General features: G+C 32.7%; 15 protein-coding genes and 1 pseudogene. 7 read left to right on the plus strand and 9 right to left on the minus strand.

The window, feature by feature from the left end; all coding sequences use genetic code 11:
* Window positions 1-17 precede the first annotated feature (17 nt).
* Entirely contained in the window at window positions 18-2840 is a 2823-nt protein-coding gene (locus GQR98_RS18520; protein WP_159020938.1) for an Npt1/Npt2 family nucleotide transporter, read from the plus strand.
* A 61-nt stretch (window positions 2841-2901) separates the two neighbouring features.
* On the opposite strand, the gene GQR98_RS18525 is transcribed toward GQR98_RS18520, so the two are convergent.
* The 8 genes from GQR98_RS18525 to GQR98_RS18560 all read right to left on the minus strand — a co-directional run bounded on the left by GQR98_RS18525 (window position 2902) and on the right by GQR98_RS18560 (window position 17291).
* Complete coding sequence (locus tag GQR98_RS18525; protein ID WP_159020940.1) at window positions 2902-4167, minus strand: hypothetical protein; 1266 nt, start codon at window positions 4165-4167, stop codon at window positions 2902-2904.
* A gap of 4 nt (window positions 4168-4171) precedes the next feature.
* On the minus strand, window positions 4172-7081 hold the full coding sequence (locus GQR98_RS18530; protein ID WP_159020942.1) for a PEP/pyruvate-binding domain-containing protein: 2910 nt from the start codon (window positions 7079-7081) through the stop codon (window positions 4172-4174).
* 205 nt (window positions 7082-7286) lie between these two features.
* Window positions 7287-9836, minus strand: a complete 2550-nt coding sequence (locus GQR98_RS18535) for an adenosylcobalamin-dependent ribonucleoside-diphosphate reductase (RefSeq protein ID WP_159020944.1) — start codon at window positions 9834-9836, stop codon at window positions 7287-7289.
* A 208-nt stretch (window positions 9837-10044) separates the two neighbouring features.
* Window positions 10045-12297 carry a HEAT repeat domain-containing protein gene (locus tag GQR98_RS18540; RefSeq protein ID WP_233268050.1) on the minus strand — a complete coding sequence of 751 codons (2253 nt, stop codon included), beginning with the start codon at window positions 12295-12297 and terminating at the stop codon, window positions 10045-10047.
* 147 nt (window positions 12298-12444) lie between these two features.
* Entirely contained in the window at window positions 12445-13740 is a 1296-nt protein-coding gene (locus tag GQR98_RS18545) for a family 43 glycosylhydrolase (RefSeq protein WP_159020946.1), read from the minus strand.
* 238 nt (window positions 13741-13978) lie between these two features.
* Window positions 13979-14641, minus strand: a complete 663-nt coding sequence (locus GQR98_RS18550; RefSeq protein WP_159020947.1) for a response regulator transcription factor — start codon at window positions 14639-14641, stop codon at window positions 13979-13981.
* A gap of 1 nt (window position 14642) precedes the next feature.
* On the minus strand, window positions 14643-16268 hold the full coding sequence (locus tag GQR98_RS18555) for a hypothetical protein (RefSeq protein ID WP_159020949.1): 1626 nt from the start codon (window positions 16266-16268) through the stop codon (window positions 14643-14645).
* 195 nt (window positions 16269-16463) lie between these two features.
* Entirely contained in the window at window positions 16464-17291 is an 828-nt protein-coding gene (locus GQR98_RS18560) for a universal stress protein (protein ID WP_159020951.1), read from the minus strand.
* Between the two features lie 591 nt (window positions 17292-17882).
* Between GQR98_RS18560 and GQR98_RS18565 the strand changes: the two genes are divergently transcribed.
* The 6 genes and pseudogenes from GQR98_RS18565 (at window position 17883) to GQR98_RS18590 (ending at window position 21573) form a co-directional block, all read left to right on the plus strand.
* A complete protein-coding gene (locus tag GQR98_RS18565; protein WP_159020954.1) occupies window positions 17883-18749 on the plus strand; it encodes a universal stress protein in 867 nt (288 codons plus the stop codon).
* A 272-nt stretch (window positions 18750-19021) separates the two neighbouring features.
* Complete coding sequence (locus GQR98_RS18570; protein ID WP_159020956.1) at window positions 19022-19363, plus strand: rhodanese-like domain-containing protein; 342 nt, start codon at window positions 19022-19024, stop codon at window positions 19361-19363.
* A gap of 28 nt (window positions 19364-19391) precedes the next feature.
* Complete coding sequence (locus tag GQR98_RS18575; RefSeq protein WP_159020957.1) at window positions 19392-19661, plus strand: heavy-metal-associated domain-containing protein; 270 nt, start codon at window positions 19392-19394, stop codon at window positions 19659-19661.
* 43 nt (window positions 19662-19704) lie between these two features.
* Window positions 19705-20676: pseudogene (locus tag GQR98_RS18580) on the plus strand (DUF3365 domain-containing protein).
* 13 nt (window positions 20677-20689) lie between these two features.
* A complete protein-coding gene (trxA, locus tag GQR98_RS18585; protein ID WP_159020959.1) occupies window positions 20690-20986 on the plus strand; it encodes a thioredoxin in 297 nt (98 codons plus the stop codon).
* Window positions 20986-21573, plus strand: coding sequence for a methyltransferase domain-containing protein (locus tag GQR98_RS18590; RefSeq protein ID WP_159020961.1), 588 nt, complete (start codon window positions 20986-20988; stop codon window positions 21571-21573). Before trxA ends, GQR98_RS18590 begins: the two co-directional genes overlap by 1 nt.
* A 52-nt stretch (window positions 21574-21625) precedes the next feature.
* Here GQR98_RS18590 and pncA read toward each other — a convergent pair whose 3' ends face one another.
* The gene (pncA, locus tag GQR98_RS18595) at window positions 21626-22231 is read right to left on the minus strand and encodes a bifunctional nicotinamidase/pyrazinamidase (protein WP_159020962.1); all 606 of its coding nucleotides are present in this window, start codon (window positions 22229-22231) and stop codon (window positions 21626-21628) included.
* Window positions 22232-22248: the final 17 nt, after the last annotated feature.

Raw genomic sequence — 22248 nt, forward strand, 5'->3', positions numbered from 1 at the left:
CGGAATAGCTTACTTAAATGATAAAAACAGCTTTAAAAAAAATATTTGATATTCGAGATGGAGAATTAAAAATAGCCCTACTTATGCAGGGCTATATATTTTTAATAATTGCCACACTTTTAATTATTAAACCAGCAGTTAGTGCGCTTTTCATTTCGGAATTAGGTGCAGAAAACCTTCCTTTTGCGTATTTACTAGTTGCTGTTACAGCCGTAATTAGTTCTTATTTTTACTCTAAAGCAACCGAGCGTTTTCCGCTAAATAACATTATTAAATTCACCTTAATTTTTAGCATTATTAGCCTTGCTATTCTAGGATCGCTTTTACATCTTAATTTAATAAAAGGCTGGGTTTTATATGCTTTTTATACCGGAGTAGCCATTTATGCCGTATTAGCAACTTCTCAATTTTGGGTATTAGCTAATCTTGTTTTTAATGTTCGAGAGGCTAAACGTTTATTCGGTTTTATAGGTGCAGGTGCTATTACTGGTGGTATTTTCGGAGGATATCTTACCACGATACTTGCTCCTTTTATAGGTAATGAAAACCTCATCTTTGTAGCGGCAGTTTTCTTAATGCTCTGCTTCCCGTTATTAAATAAAATTTGGAAAATAAAAGTGTCAGTATTAAACACTTTTAAACAGAAAAAACGTATTTCTGTTTCCGAAGAAAACCCGTTAAAACTAATTTTAAGTTCAAAACATTTAACCTATTTAGCTGCAATTATAGCCGTTGGCGTTATTACAGCTAGATTAGTAGATTATCAGTTTAGTTATATTGCTGGCGAACGCATCACTGATAGCGATGAGCTTACCTCATTTTTTGGGTTTTGGTTATCGTCTTTCAACGTGGCGTCCCTATTCCTTCAATTATTTTTAACAAGAAAAATTGTGGGTGTTTGGGGAGTTGGATTCTCTTTATTACTATTACCAATCCTTATTTTTTTAGGCGGATTGTTATTCTTTGTTTTTCCAGAACTTTGGGTGGTTATTTTGCTAAAATCATCAGATGCTAGTTTAAAACAATCCATAAATAAATCTGCTGTAGAACTCATTGCTTTACCGCTACCTTTTCAGTTAAAAAAAAGAACCAAATCTTTTATTGATGTAGTGGTCGATAGTATAGCCACTGGTATAGCGGGTTGTATTTTAATTTTCTTGATAAAAGGGCTCAATGTTTCGCCAATGTATATTATAACGCTCATTGTTTTACTCACCTTTACATGGACTTATTTTGTATTTAAAGTTAGAAAAGAATATTTCTTATCCTTTAAAAAAAACCTAGAAGCCATAGTGCCTGTCACTAATAAAAAACGAAAAGAAACGGTATCAAAAGAATCTTTTTTAAAAGGCATGCACAATGTATTTAAAAATGGTGAAGACAACGAAATTTTGTTCATGCTCGATAAGGCTAAAGAAATTAATGACAAGCGTTTAGTTGCTCCTATTTCTGCATTGTTAAATCATTCTTCTAATAAAATTAAAGCTGAAGCATTACGCAATCTATTTTTCTTAAATGAAAAAAGTATTTATCTCGAAGTTATCCCCTTTTTAAACACTCAAGATGAAAACCTAGTTATGGCAACACTAGAGTATTTATTACTGCATGCAGACAACGAAGAAGCCATTGTTTTTGATAGTTATTTAGACCATAAAGACACCTTTATTTCTGATGCGGCCTTGCTTTGCTTAGCAAAAGAATCTAGAGACAACTACTCTTTGCGCGTTAAATACAATCTTTTTGATCGCATAGAAAACAAGAAAAGTAGCATAATGACCTTACCGGAAGAATTGCAGCTTAAAGAAGAAATAAAACTACTACATTTAATTGGTTTTTCGGACTATAAAAAAGGATATCCTACTATTCTAAATGCTTTAGAAAACAATAATAACCCGGCGTTACAAGGCGAAGCTATTGTTGCTGCTGGAAATACTATAAATTCATTTTTTGTTGATGCCCTATTGTATAAATTACTAGATAAAACATTCCGCGAAAGCGCTATAAAAGCATTGATTAACTACGGAAACGCTATGTTGCTTGTTTTAAAAGAAAAGCTATTTATTGACGATATTGATATTGCTATTAGACGTTTTATTCCAAAAGCTATTTCGGCCTTTAATTCTCAAAACGCTGTGGATACAATGTTGATTAGTTTTAAAGATTCGGAAGATTTATCGATACGATTAGAATGTGTTGCTCAGCTCTCTAAATTAAAGGAAACTAACCAAAATTTACATTTTAATGAAAAGCAAGTCGCCAAATTAATTCTGGAGGAATGTAAACTATACAATAGCTCGATAAATGCAATGCACACCCAAATTATTGTGCATTATTTACGTCGTAAAAAACTAAAAGCAACTATTCCTGATGAAGAAATGAAAGCCCGTGAAAGCTTAATTGAATTGTTAGAACGTAGGCTAGAAAACGGCTTACAACGTATTTTTAAACTTCTTGAATTACGCTACGCTCAAAATGATGTACGCATGGCATACAAAGGTATTTTAAGCGATGAGCAAGATAAAAGAACTAATGCTATTGAGTTTTTAGATATTCTACTGAATCCTAATTTAAAAAGTGTGTTAATCCCAATTGTTGAGGCGACTATACTTGATACCTCTTCGGAAGAAGTTATTGAAACTATTAGCAAGAATAAATTAACAGAAATGGAATGTTTTCAGAATATACTAAACGGTAAAGATGTAAAACTGAAACTTGCCGTTTTATACTTATTGGAAAAAAAAGAAAGTTCAACATACAACGAACTTATTACGCCTTTACTAACAAGTAAAGATAAACGCATACAAGAGTTTGCGCAGAAAGCGATTAACACAATGGTATAAAAAAATCTCAGGTTACATACATAACCTGAGATTCATTTTAAATTCCCAAAAGACTTTTTTTCTATTCTCTTACGGCCTTATCTATTCTACTGGCTAAAGCCAAGTGATCTCCTGCAGAGTTTTTTCCTAAGACATTAGTCATTAAACACACCATATATTTTGAGCCATCTTCATGCTCTACAATAGCAACAGAATTCATGTAATTAAATACATTGCCTTTATATTTACCGCAAGCCTGATCTTTTTCTTTATCACATTTATATAAACTTCCAGATTTAAAATATACTGCAGCATCACGCAATTCTGGTGCTTGTGCGTAGCGTATTCTTCTATCTGTCATGTACATTAAACGTTTTATTTCTAAACTTGATTGCTTATCTACAATTTTCCCTTGTTCTAATTGTAACATCCATTTCATTAAGCCTAATGGCGAACCAATACTACCGCCTTTACTACCAACATAGGGGTTTACTCCGCGTGTAAAGAATGTTCCTAAACGCCATTCATCTTCAGTGATTCCCAAATCTCTTAAAGGTTGATTTACTATAGATATAGCAAGCTCGGTAATATCGTTTTTAGGACCTGCGCTAAAATAGGCATCGGCATCTGCCTGCGTCATTGTTGGATATTTTTCACCAAATGCAGCCATTAATAAAGCCTCTCGCCAAACCACACTCGCTGCACCATTATTACTAACCGATAAGGCATGATCTGCCCACTCAAAAAGAGAAAACACATCGCTAGCTACCGCTTGGCGCTTTACCAATTTATTAGTTTCAATATTAAAAACAGGAATGGTATGCTCATCTGTTAACACCCAATTGCCTCCTTTTACTATTTTAGTTTTTAATAACGCCACGCGCTTGCTGTAATCATTAGGATAAATTTTAGCTAATTGATCGAATAACGCAGTAACAACAACCAATTTACCAACACTACCTGGTTGATAACCTCTAGTCTCGTTTTGTTGTGCATATCGTAAACTATCTGGTTTAGAAATATCTAAAATTGCAACAGAATAACTTTTATCTAACCTAGGAAATAATGCATCTATCTTTTTTTGGAATGCAGGGTTTTCCTTTAAAATATCTCCTGTATTATATTGAGATTTAGTGAGCAAATTCAACTTAATATCATTAATACTTTTATAAGCACCCAATGGCAATTTCGCATCTGGTAAATCGCCCGAAATAGATAGCTGTAAATGTTTTAACCGCTTTATTCCAGAATACTGATACCCATCTATAGGATAGATAGTATTGTTTACCGGAATAGTAAAAGCCATACAACATAAGGCTATTGCTAATAATTTAAATGTTTTAATCATGATTTTATAATGGTGTGTTCAGTGAAATTTCTTTTTGAATATTAACAATAGGCGTAATACTTTTTAAGTAATCTGATCCTAATGCTTTTTTGTTTTCTACAAATGGACGAATTTGAAATAACCAAAGTTTATTATCTTTAAAGCCAAGCTCCACATCATACGTACCCTTGTAGTCCGATTTTGTTTTCTTCGCTAAAGTTTTTCTAATTGTTTTTGATAATTCGCTTATTTCTAAAATATTTTGAGCGTTTAAAATTGGTTTTTCAAAAGTAGCAACCTCTTTACCTGTACCACCTGTTATCGGCAATGTGTTATATAAAGCTTCTCGAGCAGGCGACAGTAATTGCGCTTTACCATCTACACCTATATTATGTGTTTCGGCAGATTGCCCATCTACGGCACCACCTGCACCACGACTAAAAGCAATGGTTAAATCGTCTTCATTACCAGAAGAAATTCCTTTTGTAATCAACACCCCAGAGTAATCCACATCTACCGATGGAATAACTAAAATAGAAGGAAATACGTTTTCTGGATTTAGTAAATATTTCTGTCTCCATTTAAAGCTACGCTCTACATAAGGTGATGCCCAAACATCTTTAATACCTTGTAGAATTTTCTCTTTTTCAACAGCGTTAAAAATGGTAAGGTTAAGTCCTGCGCCTGTAAAATCTTTTAAATCTTCCATGTTAGTATCACTGCGCAAAAACACAGGAACGCTTCCGATAGGTTTGCCTAAAATAGATTGGAACGATTTAGAAATATCGTCTGTAAAATCAGTTTTAAGTGGCATAATTTTAATAGCTGCACGTAGAATTTCTAATTGTTTTAATTGAAAATTCTCTACCTCTATTTCAGAAATATTTTGAGATCTTTTTACTTCAGCCTCAGCAAACATTGCATTTAAAAACTCCCAATATGTTTTACCTTGATTAGGCATAACCTGATTCATGTGTGTTCTAAAAATACCAAACGGAATTACAAAACCTTCTACAACATTATCTTCAAACATTGATTTTAATTGCCCAAGATTGGCTGCTTTTGGTCCGCATAACTTCCCAGAATCTGATGCATCAACCTCACGCAGATTTAATATTTTGGTTTGATCTAAACGAATCTCCTCTACAGGTACTTCTATTTTATCTTCTTTACGCACTTTTTTAGCAAATAATTCCTTTTCTTCAGTAGTCATTTTAGTGGCTTCTTTTAAAATCACGGTGCCTTTGTTCGATACAGCATAAAACACTTTTTTACCATTAAAAGCCATTAAAGCTTTCAAATTCTCATCGGATAAGGCTGCATTTGGAATTCCTAAATTTCTAGCTAATAATTGTACATGCGAAACCAAATTACCTTCGGCAACCGTTGCAATACCTGCAACCGGTTTTAAATCGGCCGGAGCACGTTCAAAAATGTAAATTTTATCGCTAGATACTTCTACATCATCCGGATTACCATTTACAACAACTAACTCGCCAAAAGCGTAGCCAGGATTTAAACCACGTACACTACTTTGGTTTGATAAATTCATTACTTTATTAGATAACGAAGATTGATTTGCGATAAACACCCCCAAATCTCCAACCGTTTGCCCCAATTGCAATGCCACAGACGAGCGTATACGATCGTCTATAAAACTATATGCCTTTGGCTCAAAACCTGTATATACATTTACTATATCTTGATAGTTTGCTTTTACCATTGCCGAACTCCATTCTACAACACCACGTGCTGTTTCTAACTTTTTAGTAAGGTCGCCTAGAGTAGATTTCACAGATAAACTTGGTTGTAAGCGCGGAGCCACTTGTTCCCACTCCCATAATTCAATAGCGCCTGTTCCTGCAGCAGCCATAGCTAAAGCATGTACTTTCTCTAACTGTTCTCCAACTGTTTTTGGATGCCATTCTGCCGATGTTTTAAAAACAACAGCCTCTAGTTTATTAGCAATATCTAAAAGTAACAACCTGTGTGCACCACCTTTTTCGATAACAACATGTTTACGAATATCTAATAATACTTTAGCCGTTTCTTTAGTAAGTTCAGCTGCATCAGAGGTTTTATTATGTGTAGTTACAAATGCTTTTATAGATTTTTTTAAGTTAGATTCTGCTCGCAGTTTATTAACAAGCTTCATCAATCCATCTAAACTTACTGGCTTATGAAATTTTTCCATAGTTAAAACCAACTCGTCTATCTTTTTATTAAGTTCGGTTGTTAATTTTAAGCTATTTTCTTTTTTAAAAGCAAATGTCTTTTCAATATCTATAGGCTCAGGATTACTGTGGATTTTAACTCGTAAATCCATAAATTTTCCAAATTGATCGGAAAGCACTTTAGATTGCGCTCTCATTAATTGCGATAAATCATCATCGCCTTGATGTGGTACATCTTTTAACGATTGCAACACTAAGTAATAATCTTTTACAAGCACATCATCTTTTGTAAGTAGCCATTTGTAAAATCTTACTCCCCAAACTTCTTCATCTTCAATTTGTATAGCACCACGATAAAATTGGCCTTTTTGGTTAACCCAACCATCATCTGTACGCGCTAAATATTTACCAAGTTGAAATTGTTTTAAGCGTGAATGATTTTTTGAAGCATCCCAAAAATCAGTTTTATCGGTATAAGCCAAAATTTGTCCTAAAAAAACAGCATTACTTTTACCTAAAGCAACAACCTCATTTTTATAAGTAGCATGCTGCACGCCACCTATATCGTCCGGACAAGGATCTTTTGCGGCTCGCATAGTCCCATCGTCACAAAACCATTGGATACTTTTATAAGTTCCTCGAATATCATTTTTATAGAATTCGATTTGACTTTTTATTTTTTCATTACTTAAAGATTGCCCGTAAGCATCGCTTCCTATTTTTAGAACAACAAGCAATAAAATCCATTCTCGTATTTTCATTTTTATATTTAGATTATAACGTATTTTTAGACACTCTTATGCCAAGTTAGTCACTAGTTTAATTTAGTAAATTTTAAATAATACGCTATTATAAAATTAATCTTTTTTTAAATGATTTAATACAACTATACATAAAATAAAAAAAGCGATAACAAAGAGAAATAAAACACTCTAGCTATCACTTTTTTTTACTTATTATTTTAGATTAACCGCACTTAGAAGATCCGCAATCCTGACAAATTAAACAACCTTCTTGATATATTAATTCGTTGGAATTACAATTCTCACAGGTTTGTCCTTTAGCCTTAGTACCATCTTTCACATAGCGTTTTAATGCGCGTTGCACACCGTTTTTCCAGGTGTTAATAGATTCTGAATCTAACTGTAAACTTTGTATCAACTCTACCGTTTTATCTATAGGCATGCCATGTCTCAAGGTTCCAGAAATAAGTTTAGCGTAGTTCCAAAACTCTGGATTAAACTTATGAGACAAGCCTTCTATGGTTGTTTTATAGCCTCGTTTATTTTTATATTGAAAATCGTAACGTGAAGATCCATCATCATTTCTATTCTTAATAATAAAACCTTTATCCACCCAACGCGGAATTATAATACCATCTTCATCATCGGTTAACCCTGTAAAAACCTCATAAGGTCTGCCATCTACCAAGCCCACAAAAGCAATCCATTTTTCTTTTTGATTCTGAAAACGAACCACATCGGCTTCTAAACTCAAAGGTCGTTTTTTTGAAAAATTATCGTTTACAGCTTGTTCTTCTTTTTTAGCATCAGTTGCCACTAAAACGCCTGCTCGAGAACCATCGCGATAAACAGTTACACCTTTACAACCTACTTCCCAAGCTTTTAAATACAACTCGCCCACCAAATCTTCACTAACATTATTTGGTAAATTAACCGTAACACTTATTGAATGATCTACCCATTTTTGAATGGCCCCTTGCATAGCGACTTTACTTTTCCAATCAATATCGTTGGATGTTGCTTTATAATAAGGCGATTGTTTTACTAATTTATCGAGTTCTTGTTGTGTAAAATGTTTTGAAGAATCTATATTATTAATCTCCATCCATTGTTTAAAACGATGGTGAAAAACGATATATTCTTCCCAAGAATCTCCTACTTCATCCACAAAATCTACACGAGCATCTTTATCATTTGGGTTTACTTTTTTTCTTCGTTTATAAACAGGCATAAAAACAGGTTCTATGCCAGAGGATGTTTGCGTCATTAAACTCGTTGTACCTGTTGGAGCAATGGTTAGCAAAGCAATATTTCGACGTCCATACTCTAACATTTCATAATACAATTGGCCATCTGCTTCTTTTAAACGCAAAATAAAAGGATTCTCTTTTTCTCGGTCTGCTTCAAAAAGGGAAAAAGCTCCTCGTTCTTTTGCCAATGTAACCGAAGCTCGGTAGGTTTCAATGCATAATGTTTTATGCACTTCCGTGGAAAATGTATTGCCCGCTTCACTTCCATAACGAATACCTAAAGCGGCTAACATATCTCCTTCTGCTGTTATGCCAATACCAGTTCTTCTACCTTCCTTAGCTTTTTGCTTAATATTTATCCAAAGGTTTCTTTCTATAGCTTTTACATCTTCTTGCTCTGGATCTGAATCGATTTTAGCTAAAATTTTATCAATTTTTTCTAACTCTAAATCAATAATATCATCCATCATTCTTTGTGCAATAACGATATGTTTTTTAAATAACTTAAAATTGAATTCAGCTTGTTTTGTAAACGGTTTTTCAACATAAGAAAACAAATTAATCGCCAATAACCTGCAAGAATCATACGGACATAAAGGAATTTCTCCACATGGGTTTGTAGAGACGGTTTTGTATCCTAAATCGGCATAGCAATCTGGTACAGACTCACTAATAATAGTATCCCAAAACAAAATCCCTGGTTCTGCCGATTTCCATGCATTATGTACAATTTTCTTCCAAATTCGATGAGCTTCTACCGTTTTAGTATAAAGTGGTTTTTTACTATTTACAGGATAGTTTTGCGTGTAGCTACTATTGGTTTTTACGGCTTTCATAAAAGCATCATCAATTCTAACCGAAACATTAGCACCTGTTACTTTACCTTGCTCCAATTTGGCATCAATAAAGGCTTCGGTATCCGGGTGATTGATGGACACAGATAACATTAATGCACCTCGGCGACCATCTTGAGCTACTTCTCTAGTTGAGTTGGAATAACGCTCCATAAACGGCACAATACCAGTCGAGGTTAATGCTGAATTTTTTACAGGAGAACCTTTAGGACGAATATGAGACAGATCGTGACCAACGCCACCTCTACGTTTCATTAATTGTACTTGCTCTTGGTCTATTTTCATGATGCCTCCATAAGAATCGGATTCCCCATTATTTCCTATAACAAAACAATTCGATAAAGATGCTATTTGAAAAGGGTTTCCAATTCCTGCCATCGGGCTTCCCTGTGGCACAATATATTTAAAGTTTTTAATGACTTCAAATATCTCAGGTTCTGAAATTGGATTGGCATATTTTTTTTCAATTCGTGCTATTTCTGAAGCTATTCTTTGATGCATTTCATCTGGAGTGCTCTCGTAAATATTATTAGCCGAATCTTTTAAAGCATATTTATTTAACCACACACTAGCGGCCAATTCATCACCTTTAAAATAATTACGTGCTGCTTGTAAAGCTTCGTCTCTAGAATATGTTTTTCGAGGCTTCTGTAATGTTTGAGAATTCATGTTTTTCTGGAAGATTTAAATTGATATAAGACGTACTAAATGTCTTCAAAAACAAAAACCTAAAAGATGATAATTATCATAAACTTTTCGGCGAAATTTTTCAACACCCTTATTTTTAAAACATTACAAAACAACAACAAATAAAAAGTTAACAATTAATTTCAATTTATCAAAAAATAACAAAAACACCTTAACTCCCTAAACAAGGCTAATTAGCTCTATTTAATTGATTATAGAAACCTGCATATTGTGTGTTATTTGGAAATAATTGCACCAATTTAGAAGCAATATTTATTGCCTTATTTCTTTGATTTCCTTTGTTATAAATATAAGCTAGTACGTAGAGCAAACTCTCATTGTTAGTATCTAATTTTAAACCTTGTGCCGCTATTTTTTCAGCTTGTTCTAAATTATTCACTTTATCGTAGAGTAAACTTAAATTATAATAAAACCTAATGTTTTCCGGACCATGTTTTATCGCTAAATCCATTTGTATTATAGCATCGTCTACTCTATTTAATTCGGCCAATAGCAAGGCATACGAATAATACGTTACTGCATAATCAGGTTCTAATTCTATAATTTTTTTATAAGCCACTTCAGCTTTTAGAAAATCGTTATTTCTATAATACAAATTAGCCAAATTGGTTCGCACAATGTTATTTATATTGTCAATTTCTAAAGCACTTTCATAACCTCGAATAGCGGCTTGTAAATCACCTTTTTGCAAGTTGTAATCTGCTCTTTTTATTCTTCCTCCTACAAAATCTGCTGTGCTACTTAATTTAGTATCAAATTCTTTTCTAACTTTTTTATATACCGCTTTGTATTCTTCGGGTATTTGAATTTCATCTAAAAAACCTAAGGTATAAAAGGCCTTAACTCTTACCGAGCGCTTATCATCTTTAAGCATTGGCAGCAAATAATTTACATAATCTTTAGAATCTACTGCCCCTAAAACATCTAAAGACGCACCTCTTACAAGTGCCGATTTATCATCTAAAAAACTAATTAAATTATCGACGGTATTTGCATCGAAATAATTATTTAAACCACTAACAGCAGAAGCTCTTGCAATATCTGGATACAAGGTGTCTTTGGCTAATTCTAGTAAATTATTTAACCCATTTTCTGTACCGACTAAACCAGGAGCAAGAAGTTCTGAGAAATGTTTATAATCGGGCTCGCCATATTGTTTTTTAAACTCCTGCCAAGCCCAAGCATTATCTTTATCGGCATGGCATTGTACGCAAGCATTAGGTGTTCCGTATTTTAAGCTTAAATCTGGTCTTGGAATTCTAAAACTATGATCTCTTCTAAAATCATTTCCCATATAATATTTACCCGTCATGTGGCAATTAATGCATTTTGCTCCTTCGGAATTATTTGAATGAAAATGGTGGCTAGGCGTGTTGTAAGTTTCCGGAACATGGCATTGTGCACATAGATTATTGCCTTCAAACTTAAGCTCTAATGAATGTGCATCATGACAATTAATACAGGTTACACCGCTATGATACATTTTACTCTGTACAAAGGAACCGTAAACATAATCTTCATCTAAAATTTGACCATCTGGATGATAGGTTCTGGTATTAATTAATTCAGGAAAGTAATGATCGAGCATTGTGCCTTCAAAATTAAAATGTTCGGATACCTGTTCTCTCCGCATATGGCATCGTGCACATTGATCTACTAAATCTTTTGGAGCAGTTCCAACCGACATTTTTAAATCTCCCCTAAACTTATAGTCTTTTCCTTTTAAATTAACTTGCTCCACATGGGTTTTACCTGGCCCATGGCAGGCTTCGCAACTCACGTTAATTATGGCGTATTTAGTATCATAACTATGCGACTCGAAATCGTATTTTTTTCTAACATTTGTGGAATGACAATCGGAACACATATTGTTCCAATTTAATCCGCCTCTAGACCAATGCAACCACTCGGAATGGACAACTTTAAAGTCTGGGTACAAATCGAACCAATTGCCTTTTTCGGTATCCCAAGCCGTTCTTAAGCATTGATAATACCCGTTTGGAAACTGAACAATGTATTGCTGTAAAGGTGTAACACCAAAAGTGTATACTATTTTATAATCTTGATAAGTACCTTCAGGACCTTCGGTATTAACAAAAAAATCGGTTCCTTTTTTATAAAAATGAGACGTAACGTCTTGGCTTTTAAATTTTACATTGTTAAAGTTCCCTAAAATGCTAGAGTCTGAAACCTCTTGCATAGCTTTGTCGTGATGTGAGCCTTGCCATAAATTAAATTGATTAGCATGGCATGCTTTACAACTTTGATCTCCTAAAAAATGATTATCTGGAATTTGAGCAGTTGATGCAAAAATATTATCTATGTTGCCTGAAGCTGCTACATATTGCGATGTTTTTTCTTTACAAGAAAACAACGTAAAAACGACCAATAAAACAGTGCTTGCTATGTTTGTAAGTTTCAATATCACATGATTTTAAGCTCTAAAATTAAGTGAATTTTAGAGTGAAAAACCTAAATAATATCATGTTTTAAAAGAAGATATTTTCTTAAACTAAATTTTTAAACGGAGATTACTAAATGCAATTTCAATTCTGATTAAACAATTATTTTATTCTTCAAATTTAAAATAATCTAGTTCTGTTTTAAATGCTTTATTTCCGGAAAACTTCAGGTATATATCCTTTTTACCTTTCATTTTTTTTATGATTGAAAGAAGTTCTTGTGGCTCTTCATTTTTGGTAGATTCCAATTCAATTTGCCCGATTATAGAACCCGAAATACTATTTTCTCGTATTTCAATACGCCCTTTACCTTGGATGTTCTTTAAAGTAACTTTAATTTTTGATGCCTTATTTGAAAAGTTCACATTTGCAAATTTCACCCAAGCTTCATTTTTAATATTAGACAACCAAAAACCTTCATCTCGAGTTCCTTTTTTCTCAACACCTTCAGATTTATCATAATACCATTCGGCTTCAATTTTATTCCAAGACGCATCATATTGACCTACTCCATTTTTAAAATGTTCATCTAAAAACTTAGTATCTGTAACAATATCTCCATTATCCGTAATATGACAATAGGAGATAATAGTTTCTCTAAATTTAAAGCCATCTTCAATATAATAACACCAAATATGATAAAACTGACCTTTCCACCAGAAGAAACTTCCGTGTGCAAATTCGTCTAGATGATGCCCCTTTCCAAAAGCTCCAGAACTTTTATAAGGTCCGTAAATATTTTTGGATGTAGCATACTCGCGTCCCCAACTTAAGTAATAAGTGTCTTTATGTTTAAACAAATAATTTTTATCCATCCATTCTGGAGCTTGCTCCCAAGACGCACCATTTATTATAATAAGTTTAGGTGCTTCAGCAGTAGAAATCATATCACTATTTAGTTCCGCAATGTAATATGCATCCGATTTATCTCCATAAATAATATATGGTGTTTTGTTCTCATTATCGTCAATAAAAATTGTGGGATCGTGCATTGGAGAAACCAGTGGTTTCCCTAAAGCATCTGTAAACGGACCGGTTGGTTTATTGGCACTCATAACACCAATACCGCGCTTTCTATCGGAAAAATAGAAATAATATTTCCCATTTCTAGTTGCCGCATCGCTGGCCCAGCAATCGGTACTATTATCGGCCATGTAATTATTTTTAGGAGAAATAGCTTGTTCCATTTTCCAATCTAATAGATTAGTAGAAGAGAAAACCCGCCAATCTTTCATATCCCATATTTTATCTGTCGGATTTGAATCGTGTCCACTATACAAATAAATAGTATCATTAAACACCCGAATGTGAGGATCGGATACACCTTGTGCTTTCGTTATTGGGTTTTGAGCATTCCCTAGTAATGAAAATATAATAGATAATAACAGAAATGGTTTTAACATGGTGTTTTGGTCTAGTTGTGGTTTACGAATATAACAAATAAGCAAAAAAGAAGGACCTCATTCATAAAAAGGAAAGGCGCTTTAACGGAGACAAAATTTTATTAATTTTAAAAAAAACTCTGTGCCCTAACAACACAGAGTTTAAAAGCTCCCTACAGCTTTATTAATAGCTATTACAAAAATACTACTACTGTAGGGTTAATCTTTACGGGTTTCCGTAAAAGCCCTGTTTTTTTTTTTAAATTAATCCTAAATCTTTAGCTATGGCTATTAAATGTATGGTGTTTTTCGAGTTTAATTGAATTTTAAGTTTGTTCAATCTTTTTTCAATAGAGCTTAAACTAGATGCCGAAGCTCCTTTTTCTTTAAAAATAGCACTTATTTCTTCTTGAGATTTACCTATTGAGATATTACGGAGTAATTCAACATCAAAAATATCTATCTCTAAATTAGATTTATTGTCTAAAGCCTTGGCTATTTTGGGTGAAAAATACTGCTTACCTTCGTACACACTTTGTACCGCTTGAGACAGCTCGCTAACACCATTACGCCCTTTACAAACATAAGCGTTAATACCTAAAGCCACTAAGCGTCTAACTTGTTGCAATCTATCGTCTACAGAGTAAGCTATAACATTTAATTCTGGATGTTTTTTTCTAACCAATGTTATCAAATCTTCACCAGATTTTAATTTTTGCTCTCTATGGTCGCCTATAAAAGATAAATCTGTGATAAGTAAATCGAAGGGTTGGTTATCTAATTTTGCTTTTTTTATTTTTAAATAAGCTTCATCGCAATATTGAACTTTAGAAACATTTTCTATATTCAAATTTTTCAAAATTGTAGAAACCCCTTGGTTTATAATCCCCAGATCATCCGAAATTAAAACTTTATGAAACATACTATATCCGTGCGTTAACTTTAAACCCATTACCTATTTTGGTGCTAAAGATAACGGTTCCTTTTAATGCATGAATACGGGTTTCCACATTCTCAAGACCACCAAGTCTATTTAACTCGGCTCCCACCCCATTATCCATATAGTTTATCTCTAAAATATTTTTATTTTTTTTAAAAGAAATAGATACAAGAGTGGCTTCACTATGCTTTTTCATGTTAGTCATAAGCTCTTGCAGCACCCGATAAATGGTTGTTTTTTTTATTTCAGAAATAGTATCCCAGTTTATATCCATTAAACCTCTGGTAATAATAACCAAACCTTCCGTTTCGTAAACCAATAATAAATCGTTTAAAACAAAACTAAAATTAGTTTCCAAATCAATGGTTCCGCTTTCTCGTGATATATCTCTAGTTTTATTATAAATATGTTCTAACTCATCTAGAAGCTCTTCCTTTTCGCTGCTTTCTTCATACTGAAGCCTTGTCATTACTTGGTAAACATCATTAGCAACCTCATCGTGCACTTTTTTAGAAATTCGTTTTTCGGTAACATAAACTTCCCTAACGCGGTCTTCTCTGTGTTTTGATTTTAATGCTATAAATATTAAAATAGACAATATAATAACCAACACCCATAGAGTTAAGTACAGCCATTTATAGGTTATTTCTTTTTCTTTTTCAAACTCACTTACTAAAAGTTTAGTTTCATTTTCTTCTAGCAATTGTTCGTTTCTACTTAAATTATATTTTATGGCAGCAAACTTATTTTCTCTTAGTTGTTTTTCGCTTATTAGCTGTTTATTTAAATCGATATATTTTTTAAAATCAGAATTATTTTCAAGGTTTAGTTTTAAAGCCAAAGCTTCGAGTTGATAAGCTGGTGTTTGGATACTATCGGAAAGTGATTTTACTTTATTTGCAAAATAACGCGCCTTTGTTCTATTTCCCTTATCGGAATAAAACAAAGATAAATGGCGATAACTAGAAAAAAGCCCCGATAAGTCTCCCAGTTCTAGCCTCAATTTTAAAGCCTTTTCCATTTCTTTCAACGCTCTATTGTTTTTTATTTTCAGGTTGAAATATCCAAAATTATCAAAATAAGTTGCTTTAATTTCAGAGTTTTCTAAACTTGTAGCATCATCATAATAAGATAACAAAGTTTGTGTCGCTTTATTGAAGTTATTTTCGTCGGCATAGGTATTACCAATATTAGTAATAATGGCAATTTTATCTTTTGTTTCTTTATTTAATTCTGAAGCTTGGTTGTAGTAACGTCTGGCATTTTCAAAATCTTCTAGTCTGCGATAAATCATCCCTAATTGGTTAGATAATCGTCCTTTGGCATCATTAGATTTAGCTTTATCTTTTACGGCATCTAATAATTTTAAAGCCTTTACACTAGCAACTTCACTCTCGTAAGGAAATCCCATTTTAAATTGCCCAAGTGCTATTAATTCTAAATAATAAGCCGCTTTAATACTATTACCAGCCAATAATTGCTGATCTACTTTCTTTTGAAAAAAGCCGAAAGATTTACCTATATAGTTTACATCTTTAAGTTCGGTAATAGATTTATAGTAGAATAATGTACTGTCTTTTTTATTCTGAGCAACCAAGTTATGGCTCACAAAACAAAAAATATTTAAGGCTATAAACCAGAAAAAAAGAAATGAAGTTTTATTGACTCTCATTCCTCAAAAATAACAACTTATTTGTTGTTACGAATAAAAATAGATATTAACTGAAAACGATCACGGAATAACAAGAAATCACCTACAGCATATTGGGTTTCTAATCATATTTTATAATAATAAAATGTGTCATTATTCAGGAATAACCAAAAACGGTATTTTACAATGAAATCCGAGTTCTTTTATCACAGGTTCATTTATTATTTTCTCAATAAAACTATGTTTATATTTCACCATAGCTAGTACATCGATATCTAGTTCTTCTATAAAATCGTTAATTTCTTTAGCTTTCTCGGCATATTTAGGCATACAATGTAAACTGAAATCATATTTTTTAAAATAAATTTTTAACATTCTTAAATTAAAACTTTGAATATTACTCAGCTCTTTTTCTTCAGTAATATGTACAATTCTAATTTTAGGTTGATACAAATCGACTAGGCTTTTTAAAGGCTTTATCTCTTTTAGGTTATAAAACCGATTGTAATCTGTAGGGAAAGCAATTTGCTTAGGCGGAACAAAATCGAACTCTTCTGGTATCAATAATACAGGGCATGCTTTAATAGACATTATTACGTTTACTGTTTTACTTCCGAAGAAAAACTCTTTTGCGCCCGTTGCTCCTTTTGTTCCCATAACCACCAAATCTATATCATGGGTTTCACAAGCATAGCCAACGGCTTTATATAAATCTTGGGTACTTAAAATAGTTTCAAATGTATGCTTTGGGTTGGGGGCGCTAGTTTCTGCCAATTCCTTTAAATCTAAAAGTTCTTGAATTGCTACAGCAGACATTTCTTTTATTAATCTATCTGAAAGGTTGGATAGCATATTCCGCGTAAGCGCTACCGAATTTAGAAAATAAAAGGTACAGATTTCTTGTTCAAAAAAATTAAGCGCATAAAGAGAAGCGCTCCATGCGTTATCAGAAAAATCGGTGGGCAGTAAAACTCTTCTCATACTAAAAGATTTATGCTTAAATGTAAGTATTTAGCATCAAATAAAAAATGATATCTATCAGTTTATTTCGCTTTCATCTCTAAATTATGCACAAAAAAAAGGGAACGTTTTAAACAAACACTCCCCTTTTTACACATTACTGAGATAATGCGAACTAACCAACTATAACTTTACTAAGAAACAGGATTTTAAAACTCCTATTTCATTTTTTTTGAACTGCTTGATTACATTTATTAACTCTCACTAAAACCTAATACACCTTATTGAACGTTATTAAGTATTAAGAAAACAAAACTCATCTAGCAATCCATAGTAGTCTAAATACGTTATAAAATTTATGACTACTGATTTTTAAAGAACGTACAATTATACCGCTAAATTACTGTCTAAACCCGTAGTAAAACATGACAAATATCAGTTTTTAAAAATAAATCGATTTTTTATTTTCACTTTCATATTCAACGTGTTTTTATAAGAAATAAACTAACACATCTATAGATATACATGTACCTCACTTTTAGATAACATGATAAATATCATTTTTTAAAGCAATGAAAATCAATAACTTTAAGATGTTAAAAACCCAAGATTATGAAAACTATTCTATACGCCACAGATTGTACTAAAAACGATGCTTCTGCATTAAAATATGCTTATCGTTTTAGCTACATAATGAAAGCCGATTTACACGTTTTACACGTTTACGATTTCCCTCCCATTCATCTTTCTGTTATTCAACCTGTTGAAAAATTACAGCATCGAATGAAGGAAGAAAAAAAAGATATTGTTAAGAAATTCTGCGAAACACACCTTAAAAATGAATTTAGAGAAACACCAATAAAAATTCATGCTGTAGAAAACACTTCAGTAGAAGATGCCATTATTGATACGGCTAAAAAATTATCTCCAGACCTTGTTATTTTAGGTATGAAAGATGACCATAGCCACCGCGGATTTTTCGCAAGCAATATAGCTAACGAATTATTAGATCGTGTTAATTTCCCGGTTATGATGATTCCGAACGGTATAGATTACACCTGTATTTCTACTATTGTTTATGCTACGGATTTCGAACAACAAGACATTATTCCTATAAAAAAACTTATAGAAATTGTTCGTCCATTTGAAGCTCTTATAGAGATAGTACATATTTATCATACAGATACTACAACTGCTAGAGAAAGAATGGAACAATTTAAAAATATGCTTTTGGAACAGGTCTCTTATGAAGATATAACGTTTAAAACCATAGCTTCCGATAAAATAAAATCGGGTATTATAAGCGTTATAAATAGTGAAAATGCCAGCATGCTAGCCATGTTAGAACGTAAGCATGAATTTAGATTAGATAATCCATTTCGTAAAGATTTGGTAAAAGAAATAAAAACCAGAGTAGATATACCTGTTATTGCTTTTAGCAAGCGAAATACCAAAACAAAAGAGGCTATTATCGCCTAATTTCCCCATACATAGTACCCCCCTTTTTCTTTTAAAGACTTCTGCTATAGAATACCTATAGCAGAAGTTTTTAAATATCTTGTTTCTTATACATTTTAAACTATTTAAACCTGAATTTAAATGGTAAATAAACTAGTCTCTAAACCTAGTTGCACAAACTTCTAAATCAACACGTCTCAATACACTCAATGTAACAAAGGTTACTAACTAAACTTGCCTAATAGATTAATTTTACTCCATTATACCGTTAATAATAGAAACAAATTAAAGTTATGTCAATATTTTCAACACTATTTTGCTCTAAATCCGACAAGGATAACATCATTAAAGTTTTAGATCTTTTAGAGTTTAAAGCACAAACGCAAAGTAAAAAAGTGCAATTAGTAGATGTAAGAACTCCTGAGGAATTTAATTTTGGACACATTCAAAATGCTATAAATATAGACTCATCATCAGAAGAATTTAATTTAGAGTTTAATGCATTAAACAAAAACGAAGCCGTATATGTTTATTGCAGAAGTGGTGCTCGAAGCAGGAGATGCGCTAACAAATTAGCAGGTATGGGTTTTATGGAAATCTACGATTTAAAAGGAGGCATATTAAACTACAAATAAACCTACATGGTTTAAAAACATATAAAAAATGAAAACATCAATAATAGTACAAAATTTAAACTGTGGTGGCTGTGCACACACAATCACTACAAAATTAGCAGAAATTAAAAACATTACAAATATTGAGGTACATACCGATGATAGTAAAGTTTCATTCAATTACATAAACGAAGACGACGCTTTTGCCGTAATAGACAAACTAAAATCATTAGGCTACCCATCTATAGACGGCCATAATAACCTAGTAACCAAAGCAAAATCTTTTGTGAGTTGCGCAACAGGTAAGTTTTCTAAATAAAGCGATTAGCATGAAACGTTTACTAGTCTTTTCTTTACTTGCAATGTTATTTTTTAGTTGTAATAATTCTAAAAACAAAACATACTCTGCATTCGATGAAGCCAGGGAATCTAACAATCATCCAGGAAAAAAGCTCATGGAAAACAATTGTTACGCCTGCCATAGTCCGTCTGCTAGTGAACAAAACAGGATTGGACCACCAATGATTGCTATAAAAAAACGTTACATCAATAGTGAAACAACAAAGGCAGAGTTTACCGAAAGCATGCAAGCTTGGGTTAAAAATCCAAACACCGAAGATGCTAAAATGTTTGGTGCCGTAAAACGTTTTGGGATTATGCCAAAATTATCTTTTTCAGAAGAAACCATCGCACAAATAACCGATTATATGTATGATTTTAATATTGAACAACCCGATTGGTTTGAAGCCCATTTTAATGAGCAACAAGGTAATAAGCGTCCTCAAGGCATGCGCAAGCGTAACGCACAAGGTATGGGGAAACAATTGCAAAACACCTCTACAGATACGCTAACTTATGCCCAGCGTGGTTTAAAATATGCCTTAGCTACTCAAGCTATTTTAGGTAAAAATTTAATGCGAACCATACAGGAAAAAGGCACACTAGAAGCCGTCGCTTTTTGTAATATAAAAGCCTACCCACTAACCGATAGTATGGCGGTAGCGCAAAACGCTACAATTAAACGCGTTTCCGATAAACCTAGAAATCAAAATAATCAAGCAAATAAAAAAGAATTAACGTATATTAAGGCCTTTAAAAACGATATTAAAAATAATATAGAACCAAAACCCATAGTAGATTTAACAGATAGTAAAGTGCAGGTGTACTACCCTATTTCTACAAATACCATGTGATTGCAATGTCACGGAAAACCAAATAGCGACATTCAAAAACCCGTATTATTAAAACTAAATAATTTGTACCCGCAGGATAAAGCCATAGGGTATCAAATTAATGAAGTTAGAGGTGTTTGGAATATTACTTTTGATAAATAAAACAAAGTAAGGTATGAATAAATTTTCAGAATTAATAAACCAAGAAACTCCAGTATTAGTAGACTTTTATGCCGAATGGTGCGGCCCTTGTAAAATGATGACCCCTATATTAAAAGATGTAAAGGATAATTTAAAAAACAGAGTTTCTATTATTAAAATTGATGTTGATAAAAATAAAGCCATTGCTGAAAAATATCAAGTAAGAGGTGTACCTACTATGCTTTTATTTAAAAGAGGAAAACAAGTTTGGAGACAATCTGGCGTACTTCAAAAAAGTGAACTGATTAATGTTATTACCGCATCGTATTAATGAATTTAACCGAGAGTTTCTGGGATAACAGATACAAGTTACATGATACAGGTTGGGATTTAGGCGAAATATCTCCGCCGTTGAAAGCATATTTCGATGGTTTAACTAATAAAGATTTAAAAATTTTAATTCCGGGTGGTGGTAATTCTCATGAAGCCGAATATCTACACAACAAAGGTTTTAAGCACGTTTATGTTATAGATTTATCGAAAACGGCTTTAGAAAATTTAAAATTAAGAGTTCCATCTTTTCCTGAAAACCATCTAATTCATGGTGATTTTTTCGATATTGATATGGTATTTGATATCATTATGGAACAAACTTTTTTCTGTGCTATAAATCCAAATTTAAGACACGCTTACGCGGAAAAAGCCTTTAACCTTCTAAACAAAACAGGACAGATTATAGGCTTGTTATTCGATGCACCTTTAAATGAAACGCGCCCGCCTTTTGGTGGTTCTAAAGCTGAATATTTAGACTATTTCAAACCTTATTTTGATGTTTCATTGATGGATGCATGCTATAATTCTCATCAAACAAGAGCAGGAAGAGAATTATTTATCAGGCTCAAAAAACTTGATCATTAAATTTATAAGAAATTCTAAAAAACCTATAATTATTGTTCAGAATAAAAAGGGTTTAAATAGTTTCAGAATTTATAATTTTCACGCCCATAGCAGTCATTTTTTCCTTTATAGCGACAAACCCTTCACTATCGAGTGCTTTGGAAGCATCTTCAATAAAAAAGCAATCAAATCCAGCTTCAACAGCATCATAAATAGAAAAATAAACGCAAATATCCGATGCTAATCCACATAAGTAAAGTTCTGTAGTTCCCTTTTCCTTTAAATAACCAGCTAAGCCAGTCGATTTTAAATGTCCGTTGTCATAAAAAGCGCTATAACTATCAATACTTTTATCTGTTCCTTTTCTAAAAATAGCTTCATAACTTTTAGTCTTTAAATCAGCATGAAGTTCTGCGCCTAAAGTGCCTTGCACGCAATGTACAGGCCATAAGGTTTGTGGTTTTCCATGAACTTCAATTTCATCAAAATTAGATTTCCCTTCATGATTAGCCGCAAAACTAATATGATTTTCTGGATGCCAATCTTGTGTAGCCACAACCAAATCGAAATGATTTTGAATGCTATTAATTGCAGGTACAATGTGATTACCTTCCGGAACGGGAAGCGATCCGCCAGGCATAAAATCGTTTTGTACATCAATTATTAGAAGCGTTTTCATAATATAACTTTTTATTA

This window comes from Algibacter sp. L3A6, from assembly GCF_009796825.1.
In the GTDB taxonomy this organism is placed as follows: Bacteria; Bacteroidota; Bacteroidia; order Flavobacteriales; family Flavobacteriaceae; genus Algibacter.